Raw genomic sequence first — 17,540 nt, forward strand, 5'->3', positions numbered from 1 at the left:
GGGGGCGCTCGCCACCACGCGGGCGCCTCCGGGGCGCGGGCCTGTTCACCCGGTCAGGCCGCGCTGCGCGCCCAGATTGTGGCGCGCCCCAGTCGTGCGGTCAGGTCGTGCGGTCAGGTCGTGTGTTCAGATCGTGCCGTCAGGTCTTGCGGGAGGTGGCGGCGATGGCCAGCTCCGTCAGCGCCGTGCGCGCCTCGGGCATGATCGGCGCCCCGTCGAGCGCGGACAGCGCGTCCGCCAGATACTCGCCGATCAGGTCCTCGCACTCCTGCAGCGCGCCCGTGTCGTCGATGATCTGCCGCAGCGTCTCCACCCCGCGCTCGTCCAGCCCGGGATCCCCCAGCAGCCGCCGGACGGTCTCCGCCGCACCCGGGGACGCGGCCGCGAGCGTGCGCGCCACGAGCATCGTCCGCTTGCCCTCCCGCAGGTCGTCGCCGGCCGGCTTGCCCGTCTGCGCCGGATCGCCGAACACCCCCAGGATGTCGTCACGGAGCTGGAACGCGATCCCGACCTTTGTGCCGTAGCCCGTGCACAGCTCGTCCATCCAGGGCGCGAGCTTGCCGCCGGCGAGCGCCAGCCCGAGCCTGAGCGGCTGCTCCACCGAGTATTTCCCGCTCTTGAACAGCGCCACCCGCAGCGCCGACTCGAACGTGTTCTCGCCGTGCGCCTGCTCCAGCAGGTCGAGGTACTGGCCGCACATCAGCTCCGTACGCATGTGGTCGTGCACGGGCTGGGCCGCCGCCAGGGACTCGGGCGGCAGGCCGCTGGTGCGCCACATCTCGCCCGACCAGATCAGGAGCAGATTGCCCAGCAGGATCGCCGCGCCCTCGCCGAACTGCGCGGCGGAGCCGTGCCAGGAGGACTTCTCGTGCAGCGCCTGGAACCGGCGGTGCGCGGACGGCATGCCCCTGCGCAGGTCGCTCTTGTCCATCACGTCGTCGTGCACCAGCGCGCTGGCCTGCAGCAGCTCCAGCGAGGCCGCCGCGGTGAAGATCTCGGGCACGTCCGTGCCGCCCGCGCCGCGCCAGCCCCAGTAGCAGAATGCCGGACGCAGCCGCTTGCCGCCGGACAGCAGCTCGTCGGCCGCCGTGCGCAGCGGCTCGAGCTCGGGGTCACCGGGGGAGGGCAGCTGCCGTTCGACGAACTCTCCGAGGGCACGCTCCACCTGTGTGCGCAGGGTGTCCATGCCAACGGCGTCAGTGGTCATGCCTTGAGACTAGTGGCCGCGTGCCGGGGCTCGGATGCGCAGGTGTCTCTATAACGGGATCTGGGGTGGCGCGGGGTGGGATGCCCGGTTCGTACGGGTGACATGGCTGTGGCCACGGGGGTGACGCGGCCGTGACCTTGGGTGGGCGAGGTCCCTGTAACCTTGGGGCATGGCGCTTGGTCGACCCTCCATCCTGCCCGATCGTGTTCCCACCGTCCGCGACATGCTCGCCGCCGGTGGCCGGTCGTTCTCCTTCGAGTTCTTCCCGCCGAAGACCGACGAGGGGGAGCGGCAGCTCTGGAAGGCGATCAGGGAGCTGGAGTCGCTGCGGCCGACGTTCGTGTCGGTGACCTACGGCGCGGGCGGCTCCACGCGCGACCGCACGGTCGACATCGTCGAGCGGATCGCCCACGACACGACGCTCACGCCCGTGGCGCACTTCACGGCGGTCGACCACTCGATCCGCGAGCTGCGCCACCTGGTGGGCCGCTTCGCCGACGCCGGGGTGCGCAACATCCTGGCCGTCCGCGGCGACCCCCCTGGCGACCCGGCGGGCGAGTGGATGCGGCATCCCGAAGGCGTTCTCTACGCCGAGGAGCTGGTGCGGCTGATCAGGCAGGCGGGCGACTTCTGCGTCGGAGTGGCCGCCTTCCCCTACAAGCATCCGCGCTCGCCGTCCATCGAGAGCGACACCGAGTTCTTCGTACGCAAGTGCGAGGCGGGCGCCGACTACGCGATCACGCAGATGTTCTTCCGGGCGGAGGACTACCTGCGGCTGCGCGACCGGGTGGCGGCCCAGGGGTGCGACACGCCGATCATCCCGTGCATCATGCCGGTGACGCAGATGAGCACGATCGCGCGCTCGGAGCAGCTGTCGGGAGCGCCGTTCCCGCCTGAGGTGGCGGCCCGCTTCGAGGAGGTCGCGGACGACCCGGCCGCGGTCCGGCGGCTGGGCATCGATCACGGGGCCGAGCTGTGCCAGCGGCTCCTGGACGAGGGCGCGCCGGGCATCCACTTCATCACCTTCAACCGCTCCAGCGCCTCGCGCGAGGTCTTCCAACGCCTCGACACGGTCCCCGTCTCCGCCTGAAAGCGCTGCCCCTGAGCGGCCGGCCCGATCGCCCGCCAGAGGCCGCCGACCACCCACCACCCGCATCGCACCGCCCTCCTCGCCGCACTGGCGTTCGAGGGTGCCCGGTCGGGCCCAGGTCGTGAGGAGAGCCGGGCGGCACGGGAGGGTGGCGGGAGCGTCCGGTGCCGGATGGTAGGGCCCGTCACCCGCCCGCAGGGGGACCGGGCGGGTGACGGGCAGGGGACAGTGGACGGTGAGTAAAAGGGCGGCTACTTTACGTAATGGATGGTGCCCCAAGTAATCCGCGGACAAACCCAGCGGTCACGGGTTCGTCAGGGACGCGTGATCCTCACGTCAAGGGCAGGGGGCGGCCCATGATGGCGTAGTCCTCGTAGCCGCCCGGGAAGATGAACCTCGTGAGCAGGTCCGTGAAGCCCATGCTGGCGTAGAGGTGGCGGGCGGCCGTGGGCTGGTCGTGGGTGGACAGGACGGCCGAGCGTTCGGGGCGGCCCGCGCAGAGTGTGCGGATCATGGCGCGGCCGATGCCCTTGCCCTGGAAGTCCGGGTGGACGTGGATCTCGGCCAGCTCCAGCGTGTAGCCGAGCCAGGCGTTGGCGGCCTGCCGGCCGAGGCGGTCGGTCAGGGCGCGGTAGACCACGTCGTGCCACCACTGCCCGGGCGTGCCGCGGAAGCCGTACGCGAAGCCGACCGTGAGGGGGGTGGAAAGGGACGGATCGCGCAGTTCTGCGAAATAACACTGAAAATGGGGATAAGTCGCGTGGTTTCGCATGATGCTTTTGCGGCCGTTGATCTGGTCCGCGGGCGGGTTCATGGCAGCCGCGTAGACGTCTATCACCGTCTCCAGCCGCTCGACGAACTCGGCCGGACCCGCCCCGCGAAACTCGATCACGCGTCGCACATTACTCGACGTCCACCGCGGTGCCCCCGGTGATCCGCACGAGCTCGTCGAACGTCGTCGGGAACACGGTCAGCGGATGCCCCCCGGCCGCCCACACCACCTCGTGCTTGCTCAGCCAGTTGTCCACCAGGGTCCGCACGGGCGCCGGATGCCCGACCGGGGCCACGCCGCCGATGGGCTGGCCGGTCGCCGCCCTGACGAACTCCGGCGTCGCCCGGCGTACCTTCCCCACCCCCGCCGTGCGGGCGATCAGCTCCACGTCCACGCGATGCGCCCCGCTCGTCAGCACCAGCAGCGGCGCGCCGTCCGCGTCGAAGATCAGGCTGTTGGCGATGGCCCCGACCTCGCACCCGACCTGGGCCGCGGCGGTCGCGGCCGTGGGCGCCTTCTCGGGCAGGACGACGATCTCACCGTCCGCCCCCAGTTCGCGCAGAGCGGATTGAACCACGACGGCATTGGACGGCAACTTCTCAGACATAGAAACACTCTAAACAGGTTGACCGCGTCATTACCGATTGATGGTGACTGGTATAAGGTCAGCTGATCCGTTTGTTGATGGTATGAGAGGTGGTACTGGTGGGGGCTCGACGGCTGCCCGGGGTGGCTGCTCTCGTGACGGCCGGCGCCGTCGCACTGTCGGGGTGCGGCACGCTCGCGTCGCATCGTTCGACGGCGTCCTTGAGGACGGATTCATCGGCCGCCGCGCATACCTCCGCGGGAGCCCGTTCCGGTCCCGCCGCCGCGGTCGTCGCGCCGGACAAGACGCTCAAGCTCGGCGCCAAGGGCAAGGCCGTCCAGTGGCTGCAGAAACGCCTGGCCCAGCTCGGCTACCGCCCGGGCAAGGCCGACGGCCGCTACGGAGGCGCGACGCTGGCGGCCGTGTGGGCGTTCCAGAAGGTGAACGGCATCAGGCCGACCAGCACCGTCGCCAGGCGCACGTGGGAGGCCCTGGAGACCCCGAAGGCGCCGAAGGTCCTGGTCAAGGACGGCAGGCCGACCCGCGCCGAGGTCAACCTCACCAAGCAGATCATGGTCCTGTACGTGGACGGCGAGGTGAAGCTGATCACCCACGTGTCCTCCGGCAGCGGCGTCCCCTACTGCGAGACCGCCTCGTGGCAGGGCAAGCAGCAGCGGTTCTGCGGCTCGGCCAGCACGCCGACGGGCGACTACAAGACGACGTGGCGCGCCCGCGGCTGGCACCGGTCCTACCTGGGGCAGCTCTACAACCCGATCTTCTTCAACGGCGGCATCGCCTTCCACGGCGCGCTGTCGGTGCCGCTGTATCCGGCCTCGCACGGGTGCGTGCGCATGCCGATGAACGTGGCCGAGGTCCTGCCCGGGATGCTGGGCAAGGGCGTGCCGGTGCACGTCCGGGGCAGGTTCAAGCGCCTCTGAGGCATCCGTCCCGCGTCGCCGCCGGCGGTGTAACGCCCGCATAACCAAAAGCGGTGACGGGCCGGTTATGGAGCTTTTGCTGGACTCCCTCCTGACTTTCTTGGGGGGAGTGCATGACGACTGCGTTCATGACGCCCGCGCCCGTCCACACGGCGGCGCGGCATACGGGGCGGGCCCGCCTGTGGTGGGTGCTGGCGGCCGGGTGGGCCGCCCACGTGGCCTTACGGCTGTGGCTGTATCGGTATCACACCGGACCGGTGGCGAACCCGGACGAGACCGGATATCTCCTCGCCGCCCGCTGGCTGGCCGGCGGGCCGGGCGCGGACCTCACCGGCTCGACCTTCTACCAGGGCGGCTATCCGCTGCTGCTGGTCCCGATCTTCTGGCTCACCTCCGACCCCGTCCTGGCGTACCGGCTGGTGGCCGGGGTGGGGTCGATGGTGGCGGCGGGGGCCTTCCCGCTGGCGTACCTGCTGCTGCGGCGGATGGGCCTGGGCCGGCGGGCGGCGCTGATCACGGCGTTCGTCGCGGGGCTGTCGCCGGCGCTGCTGCTGTTCTCCGGGCTGGCGCTGACCGACGCGATCCTGCCCGTGCTCGTCCTCGCCTGGCTGCTCGCGCTGCACGACCTGGTCGCGTACGGGTCGGCGCGGGCGGGAGCGGCGGCGGGCGCGCTGTCGGCGTTCGCGATGGCGGCGCATCTGCGGGGGACGGTGGTCCTGCTGGTCTGCGCGCTGGTCGTGGCGGTGGTGTGGGTCCGCGGGAGGACGGCGGCGCCGGCGGTCGCGGCGCTGGCGAGCGCGGCCGTGGTCGCGGTGGCGGGCAAGGCGCTCAACGGGGCGCTGAGCGCCGCGCTGTATCCGGGCGGGCCCCGGGACCTGTCGGCGCTGCTCGTGTCCAGGCTCACGAGCCTCGAAGGCCAGGCGTGGGCGCTGTCGGGGGCGGCCGGGCAACTCTGGTACCTCGCCGTCGGCACCTGGGGGCTCGCGGGCGTCGGCCTGGCGGGCGCGGCGGCCATGCTGGTTCGGCGGTCCGCGCCGTACCTGCACCGCGTCCTGGCGGGCGCGCTGCTGCTGACGACCCTGGGCATCGCGTACGCCTCCTCGGCCGCCCTCCCGGACGAGCACCGCGTCGGCAACTACGTCTACGGGCGCTACCTGGCCTGTGTCGCCGTGGCCTGGACCCTGGCCGGCCTGATCGTCCTGGTGAAGGGCGGGCGCCTGGCCGTGGTGCGGCACGCGCTGGCCGCCGCCGGGCTGATGGCGGTGACCGGCGGGGTGGCCGCCTGGTACGCGGGGGACCGGCTCCAGCGTTACGCGTTCATCGCGTTCGACTTCCCCGAAGTGATCTTTCTCACGGGCGAGAACGACGCGCTGGACCTGGTCGAGGCGTCCCTGCCCGCCCTGGTCCTGCTGGCCTGCCTGACCGGGGCGGCCTTCCTCTCCGGCCGCCGGACCGGGCTGCTGGTCGTGGGCGTGCTGGCGCTGATCGACATCGCGTTCACCGCAGGGCAGGCCCCCGCACGCCCGTCGGGCGCGGACTGGCTGCCCACGCCGCCTCCCGGCCGCGTGGCGGTGGACCGGCGGGTGCGGTGGAACCTCTGGGTGCCGCTGGCGTACCGGGTGTCGTGGACCGAGATCGAGTTCTACGACGGGCGGCCTCCGTCGGGCGCGTGCACCGCCGTGGTGCCGTACGGGACGGCCCCGCCGCCGGGCTGGGCCGACACGGGCCGGGGCGGCGCCCAGATGGGCTGGGCGACCTGGTCGAACGACCGCTGCCGGTGAGTCTCACGACCGGGCGGCGGCGGCCCGCCTGCCCTCCACGGCCGCCAGCACCATCCCCACGGCCTGCGCCAGCCCGGCCGCCACCAGGACGAGGACGGTGGCCGGCTGCCATGCGGGGATGCCGTCGGCGAAGTCAGGGGAGTCGTAGAGTCCCGCCGCCGCCTTCGCGGGGACGGTCAGCATGAACAGGACCGCGAGGGCGTAGGGGACGATCAGGACGCCCGACACCACGAGCAGGGGCGTGCGGCCCCGGCCGCCCCGCCGCAGGAGCGCGCCCATGACGGCGTACATCACCCCCAGGACGCCCACGACCACGGCGACGATCAGGACCAGACTCCAGTAGTCCCTGCCCAGCGCCGTCATCCCGTCGGCGGCGAGCCGGCCGCCTCCCCACTCCGGGCCCGTGATCTGCGCCTTGACGGCCGTCCTGATGGCCACGAGGTTGACGACCGCGTACGCCGCCGCCAGGACCGGCCCCAGCGCCAGCAGGACGACAGCGATCAGCCACCTTTTACCCGCCACCCGGCCCCCTTTTCGTTCCGGACAGCTTCTCAGAAATCCGGCATCCGGAGCTATCCGAGGGAACGCAGGCCGGTGAGCGTGAGCTCGGCCGCCCGGCGCGCCGTGCTCGACAGCTGCTCCGCGGACAGGTCGTGGCCGAGGACGGCGACGACCGCCAGCTTCACCGCGCCGAACATCGCGCCCACCGCGGCGGCCGCCTCCACCGGGTCCAGCTCGGGGTAGGCCTCCCGCAGCGCCCGCGCCAGCCCGGTCTGGCTCTCCAGCAGCATCACCAGGGCCCGCGCCTGCAGCGTGGGCTCCTTGAGCACGAGCCGCATCCGCAGCTCCGCGTCCTCGAACGCGAGCTCCTCGTACGTGGTCAGCCAGGTCAGGCTGTCCTCCACGATCCGCAGGAGGACGTCGCCCGGCGCCTCGCCGGGAGCCCTGTCGGCCAGCGACGCGATGGCCAGCTCCATCTTGCGGGCGGAGTCGTAGAAGACCACGTCCTCCTTGCTCGCGAAGTAGCTGAAGAACGTGCGCGTCGACACCTCGGCCTCCGCCGCGATCTCCGCCAGCGTGGTCTCGTCGAAGCCCTTCTCGTCGAACAGCCGGAGCGCGGCCTCGATCAGTGCCCGGCGCGTGCGCTGCTTCTTGCGCTCCCGCAGTCCCACGCCGCCGTTATCCACCATGACGGAACTATACTGCATGCGTATATGTTTTTCATGCATTGAAGTTTTGCAATGAATGAGGTTTTCTGGAGGTGAAGCTCGGAAAGGAGCCGAAACATGTCTGACGTGACGTTCCCCATCGATCGGCGACGCCCGTTCGACCCGCCCGACGAAGCCACTGAGCTGCGACAACGGGCGGACATGCACCGCATGACCTTCGCCGACGGCCATCGGGGCTGGCTGGTGACCGGCTACTCGGCCGCCCGCGCGGTGCTGGCGCACCCGCGCTTCAGCAACCGTCCTGAGCTCGCGCACCCGCCGATCCCGGGCATGCTGATCCGGGCGAGGCTGGGGAAGGACGCGAAGGCCCCGCGCGGGTTCTTCCTGCGCATGGACGAGCCCGAGCACGCGCGCTTCCGCAGGCTGCTGACCGGCCAGTTCACCGTGCGCAGGATGAAGATGCTCGAACCCAGGGTCGAGGAGATCACGAACGCCTGCCTGGACGACATGGCCGCCGCCGGCGGGCCCGTGGACCTCGTGGAGAAGTTCGCGCTGCCGATCCCGTCACTGGTGATCTGCGAGCTGCTCGGGGTGCCGTACGAGGACCGCGCGCAGTTCCAGGAGGACACCAAGCTCCTGGTCAACCTGGAGACCAAGGCCGAGGACGCGATGGCCGGGCTCGGCCGGATCACGGCGTACATGTACGGGCTCGTCCAGCGCAAGCGCAAGGAGCCGGCCGACGACCTGATCAGCGGGCTCGTCGAGGGCGGGGAGTTGGACGACGAGGAGCTCACCGGGGTGGCGCTCCTGCTGCTGGTGGCCGGGCACGAGACGACCGCCAACATGCTGGGGCTCGGCACGTACGCGCTGCTCACGAACCCCGCGCAGCTCGCCGCCATGCGCGACGACCCGTCCGTGGTGGACAACGGCGTCGAGGAGCTGCTGCGCTACCTCACGATCATCCACCTCGGCCCGCTCCGCAGCGCGCTGGAGGACGTCGAGATCGAGGGCAACCTCATCAAGGCGGGCGAGTGCGTGGCGCTCCACCTGCCCACCGTCAACCGCGACCCGTCCCGTTTCCCGGACGGCGACCGGCTCGACGTCGCCAGGCCTGTCACCGGGCACCTGACCTTCGGCCACGGCATCCACCAGTGCCTGGGACAGCAGCTCGCGCGCACGGAAATGCGCATCGGATACCCTGCGCTGCTGCGCCGCTTCCCGGGTCTACGCTTGGCCGTAACACCCGAGGAGGTGCCGATGCGCTCGGACATGAGCATCTATGGAGTGCACCGCCTCCCAGTCACTTGGTAGGTCACCATGGAAATCAAGGCAGATACGACGGTGTGCATCGGGGCGGGCATGTGCGCTCTGACGGTGCCGGAGGTGTTCGACCAGAGCGAGGACGAGGGCACGGTGGTGCTCTTGCAGCAGGTGCCGCCGGTGGAGTTGGAGGACGGCGTCCGCCGTGCTGTGACCCTCTGTCCGTCGGGGGCCATCTCCGTCGTCCCCTGACGACCGCCTTGCCGTCATCCTGAACCACCCGGCCGTCGCCGCAGGCTCTCCGCGGCGACGGCTTTTTCGCGCCGTTCATGTGATGTTCGTCGAACCTGTGTTCGTGGAATCGGTTGACACCGAGCGTGATCGAAATTATGTTCGACGTAGTGACGGTTGGGGCTCGCGGCTCAACGTCACCAGGACCTGGTCGCGGGCCGTTCGCTTCCCCAAGCGTTCCCCCGCGGCCAGGCTCCATGGGCGAAGGGCACGTCCTCGTCGTCGGCGAAGACGAGTGGGCGTGTCCTGGCCGGACGGGGAGTGGGGAAGCTCCTCGTCCGGCCAGCCCGGCGGAAATGTCGGTGGGGTCTGCAAGTGTTGGCCCTACCGGCGCAGACGCCGGCGGCCGCCCACGACTCCAAGGAGGCGCGCAAGATGGCACCACGGCCTAGAGAAACGCCCGGGCCCCGGCTGTCGCCTGCGGTTCGGGCACATCTGACCGACTCACGTTCCTGCCTGGCGGAGGCGACCGGCGCTCGCTCCCCGGCATCCCGATATGTGGCCGCCCACCTGGCGGCCCTTCGAGCGGCGGCGGCGGTGCTGGCCGCCCGTCCCCGCCCCATGGAAGGCCGCAGGCGCCGCCTGCGCAGTGCCTGGGAGCTGCTGCCCGAGGCCGAGCCGAGCCTGGCCGAGTGGGCCGCCTACTTCTCGGTGAGCGCCGCCAAGCGCGCCGCCGCGGAGGCGGGCCTGGTCAGCCGGGTCAGCGCGGCCGACGCCGACGAGCTCCTGGCCGAGGCGGAGACGTTCGTCTCCACCGTGGAGGCCCTGCTGGGCGTGCCGACCCAGCCCCAGCTTCCGGTCAACGTCCCCTTGGCAGGCTGACCCCCAGCCTCCCGCCTTGGCGGACGTTCCTTCCCGGCCCTTGGCGCACCGGGCTCCTGGGCCGCGGCACCGTGTCGTAACGCGGCTGAGCGCCGATGTCCCGGCCCTCCGGTGGATGTCCCTTGGCGGCCCACCGGCCTTCGCCGCGCCCGAACGCGGTTTCTCTGCGGTCGAGACCTTTGTCTCCTCGGCCTGACCGGCCTCAGGTCGCCCGCCGGCCCCTTGACGCTCGCCGGCCCTTGACCGTTGCGTGGAGCGCGGCTTCCGCGCGGCCGAGAGCCGGTGCGGCGGCTCTCGGCGCGGCGGGCCCGAAGGTCGTCGCCGGCCCCTGATCGTGGCTTCCCGCGGCCGAGCGCCGATGCGGCGGCCCTCAGAGCGGGGGAGCGCCCCTTTCCGGGAGCGGGCGGCGAGAAGGACGGACGCACGCCGATGAGCCGCTCACGCGGTCATGATGCGAGCGCGCCGCCGTACGTGCGCGCGATCCTGCCCATGCCACTCGAAACGTGGCCGGCCAGGGGGCCTCGCAGCAGGGTGGCTCGCCGACCGCGTGGCGGTAGCGAGCCCTCAAGCGGGCCCACAAGCGGACCCACAAGCGGACAGGGCGGTCTCAAGGCGGGGTGAGACGGCCCAGGAGGGAGGGGCGACCTCAGGGGAGAGGGACGGCCTCAGAACGACTCGACGGCGCGGCGGGCCTCGGCGTCGAGGACGCCCCAGCTGATCAGCTCCTCCGTCAGCTCGCTCGGCGACTTGTCGTAGATCACGGCAAGCGAGCGCAGGTCCTCCTGGCGGATCGACAGCACCTTGCCGTTGTAGTCACCGCGCTGGCTCTGGATCGTGGCGGCGTAGCGGGCGAGTGCCCCCGCCTTCTCCTTCGGCAGCGTGGCCAGGCGCTCCAGGTCGATCACAAGCTTGGGCGTCGGTCCGAGCGGGCTGGGCGCGGCTCCGCCCGGCAGCAGCTCGGATACGGGCACCCCGTAGAAGTCGGCAAGCTCGGCAAGCTTCTGCACGGTCACCGCTCGGTCGCCACGCTCGTACGAGCCCACGACCACGGCTTTCCACCTGCCGCGCGACTTTTCCTCGACTCCATGCAGGGACAGGCCCTGCTGGGTGCGTATGGCGCGGAGTCGTGCACCCAGCGACTTTGCGTACTCAGACGGCATGTGTGGCCCCCGGTCTTGTATGTATCGCTCTCAGTAGATTGTGCTCCCTTGCGGCGTATGCCCTAGCCACCGGGGGGTCTGGTGCCAGGCTCGGCACCATCGGTAGCCATGGCCCCAGGTTTACCCCAGAACGCCGCGAGGTGTGGTTACGCACAGTGACGGTAAAGGGGCGGACGCCTGAGGTCAAGCTGATTGGAAAAAAGATGCCGAATCCGATCCGGTAGGGATCGCCGCAATCGCCCCTCATGTCCCACTGGTAACACTACTTCGTCACAGTTTGACGATAAATTTCCTTGCCCTAGGTCCGGCGCGTGAGAATCATGACAGGGCAGGTCGCAGCCCGTACGATCTTGATCGAGGTGTCTCCGAGGAAGACCCGCCTGAGTGGCCCGGTGGCGCTCGAAGCGCATATGATCATCTCGCCGGGGAGCCACGAGGTCGTGCCGAGTGCCTGGGCGACGTTGCGGCCCTCCAGCACCTCCACCTCCGCGCGTGGCCGTCCGCGGGCCGCCGCCCGCAGGTCGGAGCCCGCCTCGTCGCGCAGGCGGACGAGCATCTCCTCCTCGATCCTGGCGCGTCTGCCCGTGCTGATCACCAGCGTGACCAGCCGCAGGGGGACGTTCAGCGACGCGGCCACCGCCGCCGCGTCCCTGACCGCCGCGTCGCAGTGCGGGCCGCGGCGATAGGCGACGGTGAGGCGTTCGAAGGCGGCGGGGGGCTTGTCGCCGTAGCCGCGCGGGGCGAGCAGCACGGGAACGGAGGACGAGTGCAGGAGCTGGTCGGCGGTGCTGCCGACGGTGACGCGGCCCTTGCCGCCGCCGGGGGCCGAGCCGATCACCACGACGTCGGCGCCGCGCTTGCGCGCCAGCTCCACCAGCCCGCGCCCGCTGCCCTTGTGGGTGTGGACCACGTAGTCGGCGTCCTGGCCGGCCTGCTCGCGCGCCTGCCAGAGCGTCGCGTCGGCCTGCTCCATCAGGTAAGCGCGCCACGCGCTCTCCTCGGCCCTGGCGGGTCCGGGCGTGGACCGCGCGGGCGGCTGCACGAAAGCCACGGTCAGCTGCCCGCGGACCTGTTCCCTGACCAGTACGGCCAGCGCCAGCCCGTCCTTGCCCCTGGGCCCCGGGACGTAGCCGGCCAGCACGTTGTCGAGCTTCATCTAGCGCACCTCGGCATTCAGCCGCGAATGGCCGTAGCCGTACAGGAAGTAGCAGAGCAGCCCCACCAGCATCCACAGGCCGAAGGCCAGCCAGGTGACCCCGGCCAGGCCCGCCATCACGATGACGCAGAAGACGGCGCCGAGCACCGGCGTCGCGGGGAACAGCGGCGTGCGGAAGCTGCGCGGCAGCTCGGGGCTGCGGTAGCGCAGGACGAGCACGCCGATGTTCACGATGGCGAAGGCGAACAGGGTGCCGATGCTGGTGGCCTCCGCGAGCTGGCCGAGCGGCACCAGGCCGGCCAGCACGGAGATGAAGGCGGCCACGATGAGGGTGTTGGCGACGGGGACCTGGTGGCGCATGTTCACCCGCTGGAAGACGCGCGGGATCAGCCCGTCGCGGGACATGGCGAACAGGATGCGGGTCTGGCCGAAGATGACGGTGAGCACGACGCTGGCGATGGCGATGACCGCCCCGAAGGAGACGATGAGGCCCGGCCAGGTGGCGCCGACGGCCAGGTCGGCGATGTAGGACAGGCTCGCCTCGGTGTGCTTCGGGTCGAACTCCGTCCACGGCATCGCGCCCACGGCGGCCACGGCGACCAGCACGTAGACGGCCGTCACGATGGCCAGCGACAGGATGATCGCCAGGGGCAGGTCGCGCCTGGGGTTCTTGGCCTCCTCGCCCGCGGTGGAGGCGGCGTCGAAGCCGATGTAGGAGAAGAACACCTGCGAGGCCGCCGCCGTGATGCCGGCCACCCCCAAGGGGGCGAAGGGCGTGAAGTTCTTGGCCTGGAAGGCGGTGAAGGCCACCACGCAGAAGAAGAGCAGCACCACGACCTTGATCATCACGAAGATCGCGTTCGCGGTGGCGCTCTCGGAGGTCCCGTACAGCAGCAGCCACGTGGCGAGCAGGACGATGACGATCGCGGTCACGTTGATCACGCCGCCGTCCTGGCCGGGGGAGCGGGTGATCGCGTCGGGCAGCGTGAAGCCGAACAGGGACCGCAGGAACGAGTTGAGGTATTCGCCCCAGCCCACGGCCACGGCCGCGACGGAGACGGCGTACTCCAGCATGAGGCACCAGCCGCAGATCCACGCCACGAGCTCGCCCAGCGTCGCGTACGCGTAGGAGTAGGACGAGCCGGACACCGGGATCGTCCCGGCCAGCTCGGCGTACGACAGGGCCGAGAACAGCGCCGTGATCGCCGCCAGCACGAACGACACCACCACCGCCGGCCCCGCCTTGGGCACCGCCTGCCCCAGGATGACGAAGATGCCGGTGCCGAGCGTGGCACCCACGCTGAACAGCGTCAGCTGCCAGAGCGACATGGTGCGCCGCAGCTCGCCCCCCTCGCCGTGACCGCCCTCCGCGATGATGCGCTCCGTGGGCTTGGTGCGGAATAGCCGTCGGGCCAGTGTCACGGACACCCCCTACAGCGTGCTCGTCAGCGGCCACCTGCCATTGGGTGTCACGATCGTTCCCGCTGAGCCGTCGAGTATGCGCTCGGCGTCGTCGAGTTTTCCGATGGCGGCCATGTCGCCGGTCGTCTCCACGAACCGGCATACCGCCTCCACCTTCGGCCCCATCGACCCCGCGGGGAACTCCAGGGCGCGCAGCTCGTGCGGCGTGGTGTGGGCGATCTCCGTCTGGTGCGGCGTGCCGAAGCCCCGGACGACGCGCGGCACGTCGGTGAGGATGAGGAACGCGTCGCAGTCCAGGGCCTCGGCCAGCATCGAGGCGGTGAGGTCCTTGTCGACCACCGCCTCCACGCCGGTCAGCCGGCCGCGCTCGTCGCGGACGACCGGGATGCCGCCCCCGCCCGCGCACACCACGATGACGCCCTCGCGGATCATCTGGCGGATCAGCCGGGTCTCGACGATGCGGCGCGGGGTCGGCGACGGGACGACGCGCCGCCAGTGGTCGCCGTCCCGGCGGACCGTCCAGCCGTACTCGGCGGCCAGCTTCTCGGCCTCCTCCCACTCGTAGACCTGGCCGACGAACTTGGTCGGGTGCTCGAACGCGGGGTCGACGGCCGTCACCAGCGTCTGCGTGACCATGGCCAGGACCTGCCTGCCGGGCAGCGCGTTCTGCAGGGCCTGCTGCATCCAGTAGCCGATCATGCCCTGCGTCTGCGCGCCGAGCGTGTCGAACGGGTACGGCCTGGTCAGGCTCGGGTCGGCGGCGCTCTCCAGGGCCAGCAGGCCGACCTGCGGGCCGTTCCCGTGGGTGATGACCAGCTCGTGCTCGGCGGCGAGCCGGGCGAGCGTCTTGACGGCCGCGCGCACGTTGGCCCGCTGGACGTCCGCGTCCGGCGGCTGGCCGCGCCTGAGCACCGCGTTGCCGCCCAGTGCGACGATGACCCGCATCCGGCCCCTCCTCAGACTCCGTCGCGTTCGAGCGGGCAGCTCATGCAGCGCGGGCCGCCGCGCCCCCGGCCGAGCTCGCTGCCCCTGATCGTGATGACCTCGATGCCGTTGTCGCGCAGGTAGGCGTTCGTGGTGGTGTTGCGCTCGTAGGCGACGACCACGCCGGGCTCCAGCGCCAGCCCGTTGCAGCCGTCGTCCCACTGCTCGCGCTCGGCGGCGTGGACGTCCTGCGCGGGCGTCAGGACCGTGATCCCGGGCAGGTCGACGGCGTGGGCGATGGCCTTGTGCATGTCCTGCGGCGGGTGGTCGGTGACCTTGAGCTCCTTGCGCGTGCCGCCGGGCTCGATGGTGTAGGCGGGCAGCATCCCGAGGCCCGCGTACTGGGTGAACACGCCCACGTCCAGCATCGTCATCACGGTGTCGAGGTGCATGAACGCCCGCGCCTTCGGCATGTCGAGCGCCACGATCCTGCGCGCGGAGCCCGCCGCGAACAGCCGCTGCGCCAGCATCTCCACCGCCTGCGGCTGGGTGCGCTCGCTCATGCCGACCAGCACCGCGCCCCTGCCGATGACCAGCACGTCGCCGCCCTCGATGGTCGCCGGCGCGACCGGCTGGCCCGGCATCCAGCAGTGGAAGCCGCCCTGCTCGGGCCGGTTGAAGCCGCCGGCGAACGTCGGGTGGTACATGTAGACGGCCTCCATGTTGACCGTCTCGCGCATGCGGGCCTTCTTCTTCATCGCGTTGATCGACACGCCGTCGTAGATCCAGCAGGACGTGTCGCGGGTGAAGAGGTGGTTGGGCAGCGGCGGCAGGATGAAGTCGTCGTCGCCCATGGTGTGGAAGGTCACGGAGTCGAAATCGCAGCCCGTCTCGACCAGCTCGCGCTTGGTGATGCCGCCGGTCAGGTAGACCTGCAGCGTCGCGGAGTCCATCCCGTCGAGGGCGTTGCGGACGTCGTCGATGGCCCCCGGGCCGAGCCAGCGCTCGTCGATGACGGCGTCGAGGATGTGCTTGCGCGCCTCGGGGATGTCGACGGTCTCCCTGAGCAGGTCGGCCAGCAGGTGGACCTTGACGCCGCGGCCGGTCAGCACCCGCCGGAACTCCTCGTGCTCCTCCATCGCGCGCTGGACCCACAGCACGTCGTCGAAGAGGAAGGCGTCCTTGTTGGACGGGGTCAGCCGCCTGAGCGCCCGGTCCGGTCCGTGCAGGAGCACCTGGCGCAGGTGTCCGACCTCGGAATCGACGTGAAAGGCCATGTTCGCAGCATCCCCTCCTGGCGGCTTCCTCGGGCAGTATCAGCGTCTCCCCGAGGAAGCCGGTACGCCATCCGTACCCCGCCGCGGCTTGGTGACGCCATGGGAGGCCACTCGCGTTGTTCCTGGTAGCCCCTGGTACTGTGTGTGCCGACCAACACCCTTTTAAGACCCGTCCCGTGAGGCGGGAAAGGTGGTGAGATTCGCCATGTCCGATTCCCGGGCCGTCCTGGAGGCCCCGGACATCCACCGAGCGCTGACCCGGATAGCGCACGAGATCCTCGAGCGCACCAAGGGCGCCGACGACGTCGTGCTCCTCGGCATCCCGACCCGCGGCGCCACGCTGGCCCGCAGGCTCGGCGACCGCATCGAGCAGTTCGAAGGCGTCAAGATCCCGGTCGGTTCGATCGACATCACGATGTACCGCGACGACCTGCGGCTCAAGCCCGCCAGGCCGCTCGGCCGCACCGAGCTGCCGCCGGACGGCATCGACGGCAGGGTCGTCGTGCTGGTGGACGACGTCCTCTACTCCGGGCGCACCGTGCGCGCCGCGCTCGACGCCCTCAACGACCTCGGCCGGCCCACCGCGGTGCAGCTGGCCACGCTGGTCGACCGCGGCCACCGCGAGCTGCCCATCCGCGCCGACTACGTCGGCAAGAACCTCCCGACGGCCAAGAGCGAGAAGGTCAAGGTCTACCTGCAGGAGATCGACGGCCGCGACGCCGTGCTCCTCATGAAGGGGGACGCCAAGTGAACCGCCACCTGATCTCCGCGGGCGACCTCACCAAGGACGACGCGCTCCTCATCCTCGACACCGCCGAGGAGCTGGCGAGGGTCTCGGAACGTTCCATCAAGAAGCTGCCCACGCTGCGCGGGCGCACCGTGGTCAACCTGTTCTTCGAGGACTCCACCCGCACGCGCATCTCGTTCGAGGCGGCGGCCAAGCGGCTGTCCGCCGACGTGATCAACTTCTCGGCCAAGGGGTCGAGCGTGTCCAAGGGCGAGTCGCTCAAGGACACCGCGCTCACCCTCGAGGCCATGGGCGCCGACGCGGTCGTCATCCGCCACGGCTCCTCCGGCGCGCCGCACCGCCTGGCCAACTGGGTGCGCGGCAGCGTCGTCAACGCCGGCGACGGCACCCACGAGCACCCCACGCAGGCGCTGCTGGACGCCTTCTCGATGCGCCGCCGCCTGGGCAGCCTCGAAGGGCGCAAGGTCACGATCGTCGGCGACGTGCTGCACAGCCGGGTCGCCCGCTCCAACGTGCTGCTGCTCGACACGCTCGGCGCCGACGTCACGCTGGTGGCGCCGCCGACCCTGCTGCCCGTCTCCGTCGGCTCCTGGCCGTGCGAGGTCTCCTACGACCTCGACGCCGTGCTGCCGAAGTCGGATGTGGTGATGATGCTGCGGGTGCAGAAGGAGCGGATGAACGCCGCCTACTTCCCCAGCGAGCGGGAGTACTCCCGCCGATACGGCCTGGACAGGGACCGGTTCGCCAAGATGCCCGAGGACGCCATCGTGATGCACCCCGGGCCGATGAACCGGGGCATGGAGATCGCCGCCGAGGTGGCCGACTCGGCGCGCTCCACGATCGTCGAGCAGGTCGCCAACGGCGTGACCATTCGCATGGCGGTGCTGTACCTGCTGCTGGGGGGAGAGAGCTCGTGAGTGAGCGAAGCGAACGAACC

18 protein-coding genes are annotated in these 17,540 nt (G+C 70.8%); 8 read left to right on the forward strand and 10 right to left on the reverse strand.

The genetic code is table 11. The features are described from left to right. Positions 1-139: 139 nt before the first annotated feature. Positions 140-1,207: a polyprenyl synthetase family protein gene (locus ACIBQ1_RS00660; RefSeq protein WP_397273814.1), complete on the reverse strand. Its 1,068-nt coding sequence runs from the start codon at positions 1,205-1,207 to the stop codon at positions 140-142. Positions 1,208-1,376: 169 nt separating this feature from the next. On the opposite strand from ACIBQ1_RS00660, the gene metF reads away from it, so the two are divergent. After that, positions 1,377-2,297, forward strand: a complete 921-nt coding sequence (gene metF / locus ACIBQ1_RS00665) for a methylenetetrahydrofolate reductase [NAD(P)H] (RefSeq protein ID WP_397273815.1) — start codon at positions 1,377-1,379, stop codon at positions 2,295-2,297. A 331-nt stretch (positions 2,298-2,628) separates the two neighbouring features. Here the strand turns inward: metF and ACIBQ1_RS00670 are convergent, their stop codons facing one another. After that, entirely contained in the window at positions 2,629-3,189 is a 561-nt protein-coding gene (locus ACIBQ1_RS00670; RefSeq protein WP_397273816.1) for a GNAT family N-acetyltransferase, read from the reverse strand. Between the two features lie 10 nt (positions 3,190-3,199). Continuing rightward, positions 3,200-3,676: a YbaK/EbsC family protein gene (locus ACIBQ1_RS00675; RefSeq protein WP_397273817.1), complete on the reverse strand. Its 477-nt coding sequence runs from the start codon at positions 3,674-3,676 to the stop codon at positions 3,200-3,202. A gap of 200 nt (positions 3,677-3,876) precedes the next feature. Between ACIBQ1_RS00675 and ACIBQ1_RS00680 the strand changes: the two genes are divergently transcribed. Together ACIBQ1_RS00680 and ACIBQ1_RS00685 are read left to right on the forward strand one after the other, a co-directional pair. Beyond that, on the forward strand, positions 3,877-4,593 hold the full coding sequence (locus ACIBQ1_RS00680; RefSeq protein ID WP_397273818.1) for a peptidoglycan-binding protein: 717 nt from the start codon (positions 3,877-3,879) through the stop codon (positions 4,591-4,593). Between the two features lie 113 nt (positions 4,594-4,706). Continuing rightward, the gene (locus ACIBQ1_RS00685; protein WP_397273819.1) at positions 4,707-6,374 is read left to right on the forward strand and encodes a hypothetical protein; all 1,668 of its coding nucleotides are present in this window, start codon (positions 4,707-4,709) and stop codon (positions 6,372-6,374) included. Between the two features lie 3 nt (positions 6,375-6,377). Here the strand turns inward: ACIBQ1_RS00685 and ACIBQ1_RS00690 are convergent, their stop codons facing one another. Further along, positions 6,378-6,896: a hypothetical protein gene (locus ACIBQ1_RS00690; protein WP_397273820.1), complete on the reverse strand. Its 519-nt coding sequence runs from the start codon at positions 6,894-6,896 to the stop codon at positions 6,378-6,380. A gap of 50 nt (positions 6,897-6,946) precedes the next feature. Beyond that, positions 6,947-7,564 (reverse strand): TetR family transcriptional regulator, encoded by a 618-nt coding sequence (locus ACIBQ1_RS00695; protein ID WP_397273821.1) that lies wholly within the window; start codon positions 7,562-7,564, stop codon positions 6,947-6,949. Between the two features lie 96 nt (positions 7,565-7,660). Between ACIBQ1_RS00695 and ACIBQ1_RS00700 the strand changes: the two genes are divergently transcribed. From ACIBQ1_RS00700 to ACIBQ1_RS00710, 3 genes are all read left to right on the forward strand, one after another. Then, the gene (locus tag ACIBQ1_RS00700; protein ID WP_397273822.1) at positions 7,661-8,854 is read left to right on the forward strand and encodes a cytochrome P450; all 1,194 of its coding nucleotides are present in this window, start codon (positions 7,661-7,663) and stop codon (positions 8,852-8,854) included. Between the two features lie 6 nt (positions 8,855-8,860). Further along, a complete protein-coding gene (locus ACIBQ1_RS00705) occupies positions 8,861-9,055 on the forward strand; it encodes a ferredoxin (protein WP_397273823.1) in 195 nt (64 codons plus the stop codon). A 414-nt stretch (positions 9,056-9,469) separates the two neighbouring features. Continuing rightward, a complete protein-coding gene (locus tag ACIBQ1_RS00710; protein ID WP_397273824.1) occupies positions 9,470-9,916 on the forward strand; it encodes an SAV_6107 family HEPN domain-containing protein in 447 nt (148 codons plus the stop codon). Between the two features lie 665 nt (positions 9,917-10,581). Here ACIBQ1_RS00710 and ACIBQ1_RS00715 read toward each other — a convergent pair. The 5 genes from ACIBQ1_RS00715 to ACIBQ1_RS00735 all read right to left on the reverse strand — a co-directional run bounded on the left by ACIBQ1_RS00715 (position 10,582) and on the right by ACIBQ1_RS00735 (position 15,855). Then, positions 10,582-11,076 (reverse strand): transcriptional regulator, encoded by a 495-nt coding sequence (locus ACIBQ1_RS00715; protein ID WP_026214021.1) that lies wholly within the window; start codon positions 11,074-11,076, stop codon positions 10,582-10,584. A gap of 298 nt (positions 11,077-11,374) precedes the next feature. Beyond that, a complete protein-coding gene (locus ACIBQ1_RS00720; RefSeq protein ID WP_397273825.1) occupies positions 11,375-12,232 on the reverse strand; it encodes a universal stress protein in 858 nt (285 codons plus the stop codon). Beyond that, positions 12,233-13,654, reverse strand: coding sequence for an amino acid permease (locus ACIBQ1_RS00725; RefSeq protein ID WP_397274537.1), 1,422 nt, complete (start codon positions 13,652-13,654; stop codon positions 12,233-12,235). It abuts the gene before it with no gap. 9 nt (positions 13,655-13,663) lie between these two features. Then, positions 13,664-14,599 (reverse strand): carbamate kinase, encoded by a 936-nt coding sequence (arcC, locus tag ACIBQ1_RS00730; protein WP_397273826.1) that lies wholly within the window; start codon positions 14,597-14,599, stop codon positions 13,664-13,666. 11 nt (positions 14,600-14,610) lie between these two features. Then, entirely contained in the window at positions 14,611-15,855 is a 1,245-nt protein-coding gene (locus ACIBQ1_RS00735) for an arginine deiminase (protein WP_397273827.1), read from the reverse strand. A 205-nt stretch (positions 15,856-16,060) separates the two neighbouring features. Between ACIBQ1_RS00735 and pyrR the strand changes: the two genes are divergently transcribed. Together pyrR and ACIBQ1_RS00745 are read left to right on the forward strand one after the other, a co-directional pair. Then, the gene (gene pyrR / locus ACIBQ1_RS00740; RefSeq protein WP_185072969.1) at positions 16,061-16,606 is read left to right on the forward strand and encodes a bifunctional pyr operon transcriptional regulator/uracil phosphoribosyltransferase PyrR; all 546 of its coding nucleotides are present in this window, start codon (positions 16,061-16,063) and stop codon (positions 16,604-16,606) included. After that, a complete protein-coding gene (locus ACIBQ1_RS00745) occupies positions 16,603-17,520 on the forward strand; it encodes an aspartate carbamoyltransferase catalytic subunit (RefSeq protein WP_397273828.1) in 918 nt (305 codons plus the stop codon). Before pyrR ends, ACIBQ1_RS00745 begins: the two co-directional genes overlap by 4 nt. Positions 17,521-17,540: the final 20 nt, after the last annotated feature.

Source organism: Nonomuraea sp. NPDC050153 (genome assembly GCF_044460125.1).
In the GTDB taxonomy this organism is placed as follows: Bacteria; Actinomycetota; Actinomycetes; order Streptosporangiales; family Streptosporangiaceae; genus Nonomuraea.

Coding starts and splice junctions, on each gene's coding strand:
- ACIBQ1_RS00660 (WP_397273814.1), bottom strand. CDS start 1,207: ATGACCACTGACGCCGTTGGCATGGACACCCTGCGCACACAGGTGGAG.
- metF (WP_397273815.1), top strand. CDS start 1,377: ATGGCGCTTGGTCGACCCTCCATCCTGCCCGATCGTGTTCCCACCGTC.
- ACIBQ1_RS00675 (WP_397273817.1), bottom strand. CDS start 3,676: ATGTCTGAGAAGTTGCCGTCCAATGCCGTCGTGGTTCAATCCGCTCTG.
- ACIBQ1_RS00685 (WP_397273819.1), top strand. CDS start 4,707: ATGACGACTGCGTTCATGACGCCCGCGCCCGTCCACACGGCGGCGCGG.
- ACIBQ1_RS00695 (WP_397273821.1), bottom strand. CDS start 7,564: ATGGTGGATAACGGCGGCGTGGGACTGCGGGAGCGCAAGAAGCAGCGC.
- ACIBQ1_RS00700 (WP_397273822.1), top strand. CDS start 7,661: ATGTCTGACGTGACGTTCCCCATCGATCGGCGACGCCCGTTCGACCCG.
- ACIBQ1_RS00705 (WP_397273823.1), top strand. CDS start 8,861: ATGGAAATCAAGGCAGATACGACGGTGTGCATCGGGGCGGGCATGTGC.
- ACIBQ1_RS00710 (WP_397273824.1), top strand. CDS start 9,470: ATGGCACCACGGCCTAGAGAAACGCCCGGGCCCCGGCTGTCGCCTGCG.
- ACIBQ1_RS00715 (WP_026214021.1), bottom strand. CDS start 11,076: ATGCCGTCTGAGTACGCAAAGTCGCTGGGTGCACGACTCCGCGCCATA.
- ACIBQ1_RS00720 (WP_397273825.1), bottom strand. CDS start 12,232: ATGAAGCTCGACAACGTGCTGGCCGGCTACGTCCCGGGGCCCAGGGGC.
- arcC (WP_397273826.1), bottom strand. CDS start 14,599: ATGCGGGTCATCGTCGCACTGGGCGGCAACGCGGTGCTCAGGCGCGGC.
- ACIBQ1_RS00735 (WP_397273827.1), bottom strand. CDS start 15,855: ATGGCCTTTCACGTCGATTCCGAGGTCGGACACCTGCGCCAGGTGCTC.
- pyrR (WP_185072969.1), top strand. CDS start 16,061: ATGTCCGATTCCCGGGCCGTCCTGGAGGCCCCGGACATCCACCGAGCG.